At 36.6% G+C, this 12423-nt stretch carries 11 protein-coding genes; 4 read left to right on the forward strand and 7 right to left on the reverse strand.

The features are described from left to right. Positions 1–634 precede the first annotated feature (634 nt). From A5844_RS03170 to chvE, 5 genes are all read right to left on the reverse strand, one after another. Positions 635–1717, reverse strand: coding sequence for a GntR family transcriptional regulator (locus A5844_RS03170; protein WP_086283836.1), 1083 nt, complete (start codon positions 1715–1717; stop codon positions 635–637). A gap of 126 nt (positions 1718–1843) precedes the next feature. After that, positions 1844–2170: a PTS sugar transporter subunit IIB gene (locus A5844_RS03175; RefSeq protein WP_086283838.1), complete on the reverse strand. Its 327-nt coding sequence runs from the start codon at positions 2168–2170 to the stop codon at positions 1844–1846. A gap of 12 nt (positions 2171–2182) precedes the next feature. Beyond that, on the reverse strand, positions 2183–3385 hold the full coding sequence (gene mmsB / locus A5844_RS03180) for a multiple monosaccharide ABC transporter permease (RefSeq protein ID WP_086283840.1): 1203 nt from the start codon (positions 3383–3385) through the stop codon (positions 2183–2185). Continuing rightward, positions 3385–4917, reverse strand: a complete 1533-nt coding sequence (gene mmsA / locus A5844_RS03185; RefSeq protein WP_086283842.1) for a multiple monosaccharide ABC transporter ATP-binding protein — start codon at positions 4915–4917, stop codon at positions 3385–3387. The genes mmsB and mmsA overlap by 1 nt, the downstream gene beginning before the upstream one ends. 37 nt (positions 4918–4954) lie before the next feature. Beyond that, entirely contained in the window at positions 4955–5992 is a 1038-nt protein-coding gene (chvE, locus tag A5844_RS03190; protein ID WP_256924520.1) for a multiple monosaccharide ABC transporter substrate-binding protein, read from the reverse strand. Between the two features lie 270 nt (positions 5993–6262). Here chvE and A5844_RS03195 point away from each other — a divergent pair, with 270 nt between their 5' ends. The 4 genes from A5844_RS03195 to A5844_RS03210 all read left to right on the forward strand — a co-directional run bounded on the left by A5844_RS03195 (position 6263) and on the right by A5844_RS03210 (position 11045). Next, positions 6263–7228, forward strand: a complete 966-nt coding sequence (locus tag A5844_RS03195) for an ABC transporter substrate-binding protein (protein ID WP_086283846.1) — start codon at positions 6263–6265, stop codon at positions 7226–7228. A 9-nt stretch (positions 7229–7237) separates the two neighbouring features. Beyond that, positions 7238–8686 carry a sensor histidine kinase gene (locus A5844_RS03200; protein ID WP_086283848.1) on the forward strand — a complete coding sequence of 483 codons (1449 nt, stop codon included), beginning with the start codon at positions 7238–7240 and terminating at the stop codon, positions 8684–8686. Continuing rightward, positions 8679–10241, forward strand: coding sequence for a response regulator transcription factor (locus A5844_RS03205; protein WP_086283850.1), 1563 nt, complete (start codon positions 8679–8681; stop codon positions 10239–10241). The genes A5844_RS03200 and A5844_RS03205 overlap by 8 nt, the downstream gene beginning before the upstream one ends. A gap of 147 nt (positions 10242–10388) precedes the next feature. Then, on the forward strand, positions 10389–11045 hold the full coding sequence (locus A5844_RS03210; RefSeq protein ID WP_086283852.1) for a YitT family protein: 657 nt from the start codon (positions 10389–10391) through the stop codon (positions 11043–11045). A gap of 153 nt (positions 11046–11198) precedes the next feature. On the opposite strand, the gene A5844_RS03215 is transcribed toward A5844_RS03210, so the two are convergent. Beyond that, the gene (locus tag A5844_RS03215; protein WP_086283854.1) at positions 11199–11717 is read right to left on the reverse strand and encodes a peptidoglycan recognition protein family protein; all 519 of its coding nucleotides are present in this window, start codon (positions 11715–11717) and stop codon (positions 11199–11201) included. A gap of 262 nt (positions 11718–11979) precedes the next feature. Continuing rightward, a partial coding sequence (locus tag A5844_RS03220; protein ID WP_179190527.1) for an LPXTG cell wall anchor domain-containing protein occupies positions 11980–12423 on the reverse strand: 444 nt, incomplete at its 5' end.

A 12423-nucleotide genomic window follows, 5' to 3' on the forward strand; every position in this document is an offset into this window, starting at 1 on the left:
ATTATTCAATTTGACATAAATAAAATACTTGAATAATTCAAAGAGATTATTTGTATGAACTATTTATACTAACAACTTTTTAGAAATGGAGGTACGATTGCTAATTGATGACCACGACAGAGGCTTGCTGTTCATGAATCTGAAAACAGCTATGCTATCGCAAAAAAACCTTCCAAGACCATAATGATGACATGCCTTTTTAGCTTTTAGGGGACTGTTTATGCCGAGGCATAAAAGTCGATGAGTTTTTGATACAGAAGAAGTTATAAGCCCAGGTCTAATTTTCTTTTAAAAAAATCGAGACAAATCTATCTGTGACCTAGTTTGGCATAAGACTAGGTGAATACAAAAGATGCGTTTGATAGCTTATTAGATCTGATTGAAGGGTATTCTTCGGAAGAAACACATGAAGACTAGTTTATCTTGAACGATACATTGGATATTTTGATCGGACATAAAACAAATAGAAGGTCAAAAAAATCGAAACTGAAGTTAGATATCATTTTCATTTCTTCAGTCGATCCAATCAAAATAAGCCAGCAAATCCGAAAAATAGAAGAAGCTATTTTCTGATTTGCTGGCTTATTTGACTCAGCTGATTTCTTAGTACTTTTGTTCTATAGATTATTCATACTCATACCTTAGGAACAGTCACGGAATCTCTAATAACCAGGCTTGGTTCATAAAGAATATCTTTCCCACGATTTCCTGTTTGAATCGCTTGAATGATCCACTCCGCTGCATCTTGTCCCATTTTTTCTTTGGGATGCGTCAAAGTAGTTAATTTCACTCCACCAATTTTACTTAGGGATGAGTCATCATTGCCAATAATAGAAAGTTGTTGGGGAACTTGAATTCCTTTTGCAGTTACTTCATCCAATAACTGATTGGCGATTTGATCGTTATAGCAGATCACACCAGTGGTCTTCACTTCGTTCAATCGTTGGATGACTTGTTCTGTCACTTGCTTACGTGTACTTGTCGTATAGGTAACAATATCTTCCGAAGCAAATGAAAGACCATGTGCTTCACAAGCCTGGATAAATCCTTTCATCCGATATTTGCCTTGCAAGTCATCGATTTTAGTAACAAATAGTAACTTTCTATGTTGTTGTTGGATCATATACTCACATGCTTTGATCCCAACTTTTACATCATTCACACAAATCGAAGCCACATCCAGCTCTTCGTATACTGCATTGATCATGACCATTGGTACTCCTTGTTCTCTCAACTGGACATATAATGCTAGATTAGGATTGTATTGATTGCTTTTTGTTGGCTCAACGATCAAACCGTCCACCCCAAATTGAATCATCTTCTCCAAACAATTTTTTTCTTGTTGATGATCGTTATTTGTGCTAGCAAGTAACAAAGAATAATCATGCTCACTTAATTTTTTTTCAATTCCACGAATAATGGATGGAAAGATATAATCGGAGAGATAGGTCGTGATCACACCAATCGTTTTTTGCTTTTTTCCAAAAGATGTCATTTTCTTATACGCATCATCTACGTAAGTCCCGGAGCCTTTTTCTTTACGTAAATAGCCTTCATTGACTAACAGAGCAATCGCCTGTCTCACTGTATGACGACTCACTTGGTAGTCCTTTTGTAATTGTAGTTCAGGAGGAATTGGTTCATTTGTTCTATATATTTGTCCAATGATTTTATCTTTTATTTCATCGGCAATCATTTGATATTTTGTTTTCTCCATTACTATTTTGCCAACCCTTTCACACGCTACGGAAGTTGTCCGAACAATTATTTTTCCTTATTGTAGCATAACTTATTTAGAAAAGGGTTATTTACACGTAAAAAACGATACGGACAAAACGATTTTTTATTCAAAAAAATGTAAAATATCTGTCAGTACCGCTTCACCATCAAACGTTTCATAATCTTCTTTACGAATCAGTTTATATGGAATGCCTTTAACATTCAAAAAATCTTTTAATCGTGCTACTTCATACTCCGATTGCGGGCCAATCATCAAACCGTCGATTTCTTGGTTTTGAAGTATTTGTTCGGCAATAATGGCGGGGGCAGAATAAACATGAATGACTACACCTCGTTCTTCTGCTGCTTTTTGGACATTTTTGACTAAGATTCCTGAAGTGATCCCTGCTGTACAAATAAATAAAATTCGTTTTTCTTCTTCTGGGTTCATTTTATCCTCCATTTAAGAGATTTTACGTTTTTTGTTGTAAATGTCCAACACGACTGCTAGTAATAAAATCAAGCCTTTGATTGCTTGTTGCCAATCGACTCCAACACCCATAATAGACATCCCATTGTTTAGTACGCCCATCACTAGACCTCCAACGATGGCACCAGTAATCGTACCAATCCCACCAGAAGTTGATGCACCGCCAAAATAAACTGAAGCCATCGCATCTAACTCAAGAGAAGTACCGGCTTGTGGCGTTGCAGCATTTAAACGCGCTGCTAGGATCAACCCTGCTAAAGCAGCCATCATTCCCATGTTAACGAATACCCAGAAGGTGATTTTTTTTGTTTTGATTCCTGATAATTGAGCGGCTTTTAAGTTTCCACCAGTAGCATAGATTTGACGTCCTGCCACCGTACGATTCGTTAGAAATCCATAAATACCTACGATGATACCCAAAATAATCAAGATTACTGGAAACCCTTGGTAAGAAGCGAAAATATAGCTTAATCCTAAGACAAGAACAATAGTCATTGCAGCTTTTAAGATAAAAGCATTCATGGATGGTACTTCAAACAAGTTTTCTTTACGTCTTGCTCTAGCCCGCCACTGTGCAAAAACTAAACTAACAGCTAAAATCGCCCCTAATAGCAATGTCAACACATGCATCCCAGGAATTCCGAATACATCCGGTAAGTAACCTGTAGACATCTTTTGAAAAGCAGAAGGAAATGGTGCCAAAGATTGGCCTCCAAGAACCACCTGTGTCAAACCACGGAACATCAGCAAACCTGCAAGCGTCACAATAAAAGCAGGAATCCCCACATAAGCAACCCAGAAACCTTGCCAAGCACCTATAACTCCTCCTACTAGTAAGCATAGAGGAACAGCAAGCCATGGACTAATGCCATTATTGACCATCAACATACCTGCCATTGCCCCAACAAACGCCATGACAGATCCTACAGATAAATCCACATAGCCTAATAGAACAACTAACAGCATTCCCGCTGCCAAGATCAAGATATGGCTATTTTGCAATACAATATTCGTAATATTCAGAGGTCTTAAAAAGATCCCACCGGTCATCAATTGAAAAGCAATCAATAGAGCAATCAAGATGATAACCATGCTGTATTTACTAAAGATATCTAAGACTTTCTCTTTGATATTCCAAGCTTTTTTTTCTCTACTTTCTTTTGTTACATTTTCCATTATCGAACTGCCTCCTCTTCTTTCGTCATCAGGTTCATCAATAATTCCTGATTGGCATCTTCTCTAAGCACTTCACCGGTGATTTTCCCCTCATTCATCGTATAGATTCGATCACACATACCAAGAATCTCCGGCAACTCAGAAGAAATGATACAAACGCATTTTCCTAAGGCAGCCATTTCTTCGATAATCGTATAGATTTCATATTTGGCACCCACATCAATCCCACGGGTCGGTTCATCTAAAAATAAGATTTCAGGTTCCGTCATCAACCATTTGGCTAGTACAACTTTTTGTTGATTGCCTCCACTTAGACTGCCAACATTTTGGAAGACATTGTTTGCTTTTGTCCTCATTTTTTTACGATAGTTCTCTGCTTCGATCACTTCTTTTTCTTGATCCAACACACCTCTGCGGCTAATTTTATTCAAGCTAGCTGCTGTCGTATTTTCTCTAATATCCATCAATAGGTTCAATCCTAGTGATTTGCGATCTTCAGATACGTAGGCCAAACCGTTCTCGATTGCTTGGGATACATCTTTGATAGTCAATTCTTTGCCATCTTTGATGATGGTTCCATTAATATCACTGCCATAGGATTTGCCAAAAACACTCATAGCAAATTCGGTTCGACCAGCTCCCATCAAGCCAGCAATTCCAACGATCTCTCCACGTCGGATTGAAAAATTGATGTGATCGTTGACGATTCGATTAGTTGTTAGTGGATGATGGACTGTCCAATCTTTGACTTCAAAATAGACTTCACCAATTTGCGGATACCGATCGGGATAACGATTGGTTAAATCCCGACCGACCATTCCTTTAATGATTCGTTCTTCGTTGATATCCATATTTTCTAAGGTTTCAATCGTCTGTCCATCCCTTAAGATCGTAATGCGATCAGCCACTGCAACAATCTCATTCAATTTATGAGAAATGATGATCGAAGTAATTCCCTGATTACGGAATTCTTTGATCAAGGCTAATAAGTTAGCGCTTTCTTCTTCATTCAATGCAGCAGTCGGTTCATCTAAAATAAGTAATTGGACGTTTTTAGAAAAAGCCTTTGCAATCTCCACTAGCTGCTGATGCCCCACGCCAATTTGCGAAACCAACGTATTCGGATCAATTTTTAGCCCAACCGTCTTCAACAGGTTTTCCGTTTTACGTTCCGTCAAATTCCAGTCGATCATTCCATATTTAGTTTGTTCATTGCCTAAAAAAATATTTTCTTTGATCGATAGATAAGGACTCAAAGCTAACTCTTGATGGATAATAACGATCCCCTTTGATTCGCTATCTCTAAGATTTTTAAATTGGCAACGTTCACCATCATACGTGATCTCTCCTGAATAGCTACCATAAGGATAAAGGCCACTTAACACGTTCATCAAAGTAGATTTGCCTGCACCATTTTCTCCACACAATGCGTGGATCTCCCCACGTTTGATTCGTAAATTGACATTGTCCAATGCACGTACACCAGAAAATTCTTTGACGATGTCTTTCATTTCTAAAATATAATCCGCCATTTCTTCACTTCCTTATCTCATCAACACGTTCTATGCTTTATTCACCTAAATCACTTTTACTGTAATAATCTGTATCAATCAATTCCTGTTCATAATTTTCTTTATCTACTGATACTGGATCTGCTAGATACGTTGGAATCACTTTTACCCCATTATCATAGGTTTCTTCATCATTCACTGGTACTTCTTTGTCATTGTTGATTGCTTCGATCATTTCTACAGTATTATCAGCCAAAACGCGAGTATCTTTAAAAATCGTTTGTGTCTGCTCGCCAGCAATAATGGATTTCACGCCTGCTATTGTGGCATCTTGCCCCGTGATAACTGGTAGTGGCTTATCACTTGATCCATACCCGATCCCTTTTAGAGAAGAAATGATTCCTAAACTGATTGGATCATAGGGAGAAAGAACAGCATCTAATTTTTTATCTGTATAATTTGCGCTTAATAGATTATCCATCCGTGCTTGAGCAGTTGATCCATCCCAGCGAAGTGTGGCGATTTGGTTGAATTTTGTTTGCCCAGAAGACACATTCAACTGCTTACTGTCAATATAAGGTTGTAGGATAGACATGACTCCGTTATAGTTGATCAAGGCGTTGTTATCATCAGGTGATCCGCCAAATAACTCGATAGTGAAAGGACCTGCTCCATCTTTCAAGCCTAATTTTTCTTCAATATAAGCTGCTTGTAGGACACCTACGCCAAAATTATCAAAAGTAGCGTAATAATCCACATACTCAGAATTCATCAGCAAACGGTCATAAGCGATAACTTTGATATCTGATTGATGCGCTTTTTCCAATACATCTGTTAATGCGGAGCCATCGATTGAAGCAATCACTAACGTATCTACCCCTTTAGTAATCATATTCTCGATTTGTGCTACTTGGTTTTCTACCTTGTCTTCACCATATTGCAAGTCCGTTTTATAGCCTTTCTTTTCTAGTTGCTTCACGATATTGTCTCCGTCAGCAATCCAACGTTCTGCAGACTTAGTCGGCATAGAGATACCAACGAACCCTTTCTCGCCCCCTGAAGCATTTTCTCCCGCACAACCTGCTAAAGTTGTCATTGATACAAATAAAAAGACGATTGCCAACCACCATTTTTTTCCACTTGTTTTCATTTGTTTCCCTCCAAAGCTTATTTGTTACCTTCATTCTAAAGAATAAATAAAACGCTTTCATTGATTATTTTTCTCTTTTCCTTTAATTTTCCTCTTAAAAATCGTTTAGTTTGATTGTTTTCTTGATTTTTTTTTGATGAATCTTGATTTTCTTACGAAATTGACAAGCATGGTACTATAAAAATGATAGCGCTATATTATAAAGGGGAGAATATCGTGAAGAGAAAAAATTTCTTGATTCTGCTTGTTTTTTGTCTGTTTTTAACTGGTTGCAACTTGCAATCTATTTCGCCGACAAAAAAAGAGCTGACTATCGGTTTTTCACAAGCTGGAACCGAAAGTAGTTGGCGTAAAGCCCAAAATCAATCAATCAAAGAGGCCTTAGAAAAACAGCATTTTCAAGTCATGCATCGTAATAGTTTTTCGGATCCAAAACAACAAATCCAAGATATCATGACGTTCATTGCTTACCAAGTAGACTTGATCGTCTTGTCCCCCATCCAAGAAACTGGTTGGGACACTGTCTTGGAAGAAGCCAAAAAAGCGAAAATTCCATTGATCATCGTAGATCGAACGATCACAACAGAACAAAAAGATCTCTATTTGACTCATATTGGTTCTAGTTTCAAAGCACAAGGAAGCCGCGCAGGACTCTATGTCACTAATTACTATCAACAAATTGAACAAAAAAAAATCAATGTATTTGAACTACGTGGCTCAGAAAACACTTCGCCTACTCGTCTCCGATCGGATGGCTTCAAAGAAACCATTGGTCGTGATCCAAGAATCCACATAACTACTACTATTACTGGGGATTATATTCGTTTAAAAGCAAAGGAACTTTTTTCCCAAGCCATAGATCAAGGGAAGTTAATCGATATCGATGTTATCTATTCCCATAATGATGAGATGACACTGGGTGCCCTTGATGCGTTGAAAGAAAAAAAGATCGAAAAAAAATATGTCATTGTTAGTATCGATGCCCAAAAAGAAATGATTGACCAATTAAAAAAAGGAACGGTCCAGTGTGTCGTGGAATGCAATCCTTATATGGGAGATCTAGTAGCAAATACGATTAAACGTCACTTTGAAAAGAAAACGATTCCAGAGGATATTTATGTATCTGATACCGTATTTTCGGATCAAAATAATTTTTCTACTATTCCACCCCGAGGATATTAGGAGGTTAACATGAAGAAAACTGAAAGCATCAAATCACTATTACAAAACACAAGTTGGTTGATGTTATTCCTTGCGATCGTTCCATTGATCATCAGCATTGCTCTTTATACCCACTATCTTTTTTCATATGAAAAGAGTATTTCGAATATTTCAATGGCCAATACAATTGCTAGTAGCGTAGAAGAAACAGTCATCGAAGAAACACTAGGCCTCACCTACGGTCAAATCACACCTGAAGAATTTCAAAAAAGCAATCAAGTCAATCGTATCAAAAAAGAAATCGACGATATCAAAAAAAGCACACAAGAGCCTCAAGAACTGACGACTTTGAACATCGTCTTGCGTTCGCTGGATAATATCACCAACTACCTAGATAAAATAATCAAAAATATCCAACAACAAAAATCATTTGAAGAAAATCAAGCATTGATGGCTCATGTTGAATCAGCGGTAAAACTTTCACATGATATTTTGCAAGATTTCGTTAAAATCGAAATTGATGTCGCTGCTGCTAAAAGTCAAGAAGTTCGAGATTCATTACTGATACTTTCTGCTCTAGAAGTGGTCATTATCGCCTTTATTTTTTTATTAACAAGAAATACGAACACAAAGATGATCCATCAGATCCAACAACCGATGGAAGAAATGATCAAAATGGCTGATGCATTGGCCAAAGGACATTTGAATCATCGTAACCAAACTCCTCAAAATAATGAGTTAAAAAAATTAAGTAATAGTATGAATGACATGGCAGATAAATTAGTGATTCTCTTAGAAGAAAATGCACTGAAACAATACAATCTAGCACAAAGTGAAGTCCGGACACTGCAAGCACAGATTATTCCTCATTTTATTTACAATAGTCTGGATGCCATATTGGTATTAGCAGAGATGGGTGAAATCAAAAAAGTCAAAGAAATGACTTACGCCTTATCCGATTTTTTTCGGATATCTTTGAGTCAAGGAAAAGACTGGATCTCAGTGTCACAAGAAATGAAACACTGCGCAAATTATTTGAAGATCTTACAGATCCGTTATGGAGACCAACTTTCTTATTCCTTAGAGATTGATCCCATCGTGCATGAATATCCGATTTTAAAAATGATTCTCCAACCTTTGATTGAAAATGCCGTATATCATGGAATCAAACTTGTTCGTCGGCCCGGTGAGATTCGTGTAAAGGCGTATCTAGACACGAAAGAATATCTTCACTTTTGGATCATCGATAATGGTAAAGGTATCCCTGAAGACAGGTTGCGGGAAATCAATCACGAACTGGCAGATAGTTCTAGTACAAACTTCCGCAATGGATATGGTCTTTTCAATGTAAACAAACGTTTACTTTTATATTATGGGACTGAAGCAAAAATTACGATCACCAGTACAATCGATCATGGTACCCATGTCCACGTCGTCGTTCCCACTAAGAATATTGAAAGGACTGAAGGAAATGTATAAAGTTTTTATCGTAGAAGATGAACATCTAATTCGAGAATCTCTTAAACGGATGTTTAGCGAATTTTCTAGCTCTATGCCGATTGAATTAGTCGGTGATGCCAGCGATGGCGAACTTGCTCTTTCCATGATCACTGAACAACATCCAGATATTCTATTAACAGATATTCGAATGCCATTTATGAACGGAATTGAATTAGCCTCTGAAGTAAAGAAAACTTTTCCTGATATCCAAATTATTTTTATCAGTGGCTTTGATGAGTTTACCTATGCAAAAGCAGCCATTCAGTTACAAGTAGCTGAATATCTACTGAAACCAGTTAAACCTAAAGAACTTCAAGAAAGTCTTGAAAACCTTATTAAAAAATTAGAGTCTGCTTCACAAAGGAAACAGTTAACTAAAATAGACCACTATTCATTAGATGTCCAAAAAAATTTATATTTAAACGCACTGTTCAAAAATCAATTAAGCCTGTCAGAAGCAATCGATGAAGGAAGAAAACTTCAACGTGAAATCGCTGGGAAAAAATATATGGTTCTATTGATTGCCAATCATATCAATAAGAATTTTGCAGATTATGAATCCTTTCATGAAAAAATGGCCCACTTATTTGACTATGATCAACAAGTCTTATTTTCTTGTCTATCTTCACGTTTTATCAAACTATTGATTTTTGATACGAATACTTCTTCGCTGACGAAAAAAGCTGACCAAATCGCCTTATCGATCCATCACAACTTAAGTACCCATACAGCGAGTTTAGTCGTTGCTATTGGTCACCCAGTGAATCGTGTCAGTGAAATTGCTAACAGCTATGAAACGTCTGTTCATTTACTAAATTATTTGACAATCAATCCAAAATTAAAAATTCTTTCTTACCATAATTACCAAAGTAAACTTGAAGTTTACCAACAAACAGTTGATTTGAAAGAATCTCTCGTAAGTTTGAGAAAAAATGAAATTCCTGATTTTATTCAACAATTGATTCATCAAGCCAATCAGCATACAGATCCTTTGCTTTTCCGTCACTTAATCATCAATGAACTCACTCAACTCGTTACAATTAGACAACAACAGATGAAGCAGTTGTTTGCCTTCGCTTCATCTACCGATCTGCCAATCATTATTTCTGATACTACACTTTTTACGAAATACCTTGAACAAATGATCAAGTTCCTAAAAGAAATGAACATTGATCCCCATATGAACCAATATAAAGATGTATTAGAGCAGTCTGTGGCTTACATCCAAAACGCTTATTTCGAACCAGATCTATCACTAAAGGAAGTCGCGGATCATGTCCATTTAAGCAGTTCACATTTTAGTACGATTTTTTCACAAGCTATGGGGCAAACATTTATTGATTATTTAACTGAACATCGCTTGGCGATGGCTAAACGACTTTTACGCGAGACCAATTTCAAATTATCTATAATCGCTGCTGAAGTTGGCTATAATGATCCAAATTATTTTAGTTCGATCTTCAAGCGAAAAGAAGGCATTTCACCAAAAGAATATCGAAAAGCCAAACAAACTGAAGGTGTTTATTCTAAATAAAAATGATCCTATCTATGTAAAAAATAACTCTTTACAAATAACTCTTTACAACTAAATTTTTCATTTTACTATGAAAAAATTGTCGTGGGCAACCTTTCTTCTCTTGCTATAATTTAGAAAATACTGGACAAAGGAAGGAAAATACATGTGAAGACAGAATTAAAAAAATTACCTTTGATTATTGTAGGAATCATCAGCATCACTATTAGCTTAAACATGTTTTTACTCCCACATCAAATTGCTTCAGCAGGTGTCGGATCGATTGGATTTCTCCTTGAACTCCTTTTGCTGATTGATCGAACATTGGTCGTTTGGACAATCAACTTAGCTATGCTTTGTCTAGCCTATCTCTTCTTGGAAAGAGCCATTTTTTTTAAAACATTATTAGGTAGTTTATTATTCCCAGTCTTCTTAGCCTATACACCGGTTCTGGCTATCACCCAATTTTTCCCAGTTGCCTTAGTAATCGGTAGTTTTTTCTTTAGCTTAGGGATCTTCATTCTCTATCAAATTGGGGCTTCCAATGGAGGTATCACTGTTCCTCCATTGATTTTCAAGAAGTACTTTTCCATAGAACATGCAACAGGTGTTTTATTGACGAACGTCGTCATTATAGTCTTGAATTTAATTGTTCTTGGTATAGGGCAGGCAGTGATTGCTACTGTATCCATTTATTTGATTTCTTTCTTCATGAAAAAGTTATTGCAACTTCAAAACCGATTTGCCACTATCAAAAAAAATCGAGAGTCTTCAAATAAACAAAATATACTCAATAAAACAAGTACCAAACATTTAACAGAATGAAAAAGAGGATGAAGCAATACTCGTTCTCGTCCTATCAAATCAGTATTCTACAAATGATTTTTTTGAAAATAAGGCAAAGAACTCGAAAAACTTATTTTCGAGTTCTTTGCCTTGTCTCGCTAAAGGTGAATATAAAAAACATACTCTCTCTTTTTAGTATGGTTCGTTTTGGTATTCTTCATTTACTCTACGTATGATTTCTTCTAAACGTGGAATTAAGGAAGGCCCTGGGCATTGTGTGGTTTCAGGAGAATTCCCTTCCGCACATTGGTGTCCAACGATCATCATTTTTCTTCCATAACGTTCATTGATGTCTTTGATTAGACGTACTAGAGAGTCCACTGTTTGATCACTGACTTGCCAATCAGGTTCCTTTGTTATATTACAATTTTCTATTCCAATCGAATACGCGTTAGCTGCTCTTGCATGCCAAGCTTTTTTCTCTTCACCAACATAGGCTCTGATTTCTCCATTTGGACCAATACCATAATGGGAAGAGGCTTCCCTTTCTCTCCAAACCTCTGGTACGCCATCATAATCGGTCATTGCCATATGATGAATGACAACTGTTGTTATTTCTGTACCATCCCGACTTCCCCACCGTTCATCTCCAGGATTTACAAAGTCTTCAAATTGATAAGGTGTAGCTAACGGGCTAATTACCGATCCCATATATTTCCCCTCCTATATGTTATTTTATACAAATATAGTGTACTACAATTATTACGCCTCTAAATAGTTTTTATCTGAACATTATTTTTTTAAAAAATAAATTTTAGTTTACCAAATAAGGATTTAAAAAAATGTGGAAAATAGTACCTATTATTTCTAACAAAATAAGACTAGGAGAATTCCCAGCCTTATTTTGGATTCTATTTCTAGCAGTTTAATTATTCGTAATCAAATTAAGACAGAACAAGCATTGGTTCTTTTATCATTTTTCTCTATCTTGTTCTTCTTTTTTTATCACACGTTCAATACGATCTTCTTTGTTCTCATTTTCTGGACGTCTCCGCTTAAAGAGCCCCAGTAACCAAGCTAGACCTATTAAAATCACTCCCCAAATTTTTCCAAAAGTACTTGAAGATGATCCAGTACGAGGTAAGACTTTATCTTCTGGATTCGTTTTTTCATGCGTACTTGTTTCATCAGAAGATTTCAGTTTAGTTATTTGCTCGTTATTTCCAGATTTTGTTGAACTATCTGTTGAAGAAACTGATTCTGCTTTTGGTGTTACCTGGTCAGTCTCAGCTAGACTAAGTTTTTCACTTCCGGTAGTCATCGTTTCAGTTGTCTTTGTTCCTGATATATTGGCCCCTGAAATGCTTGGCAATTCTGGATCTACTTCATTTGTACCTGGTTTACTTGGCAATTCCGG

The organism is Candidatus Enterococcus wittei (assembly GCF_002140175.1).
In the GTDB taxonomy this organism is placed as follows: Bacteria; Bacillota; Bacilli; order Lactobacillales; family Enterococcaceae; genus Enterococcus_B; species Enterococcus_B wittei.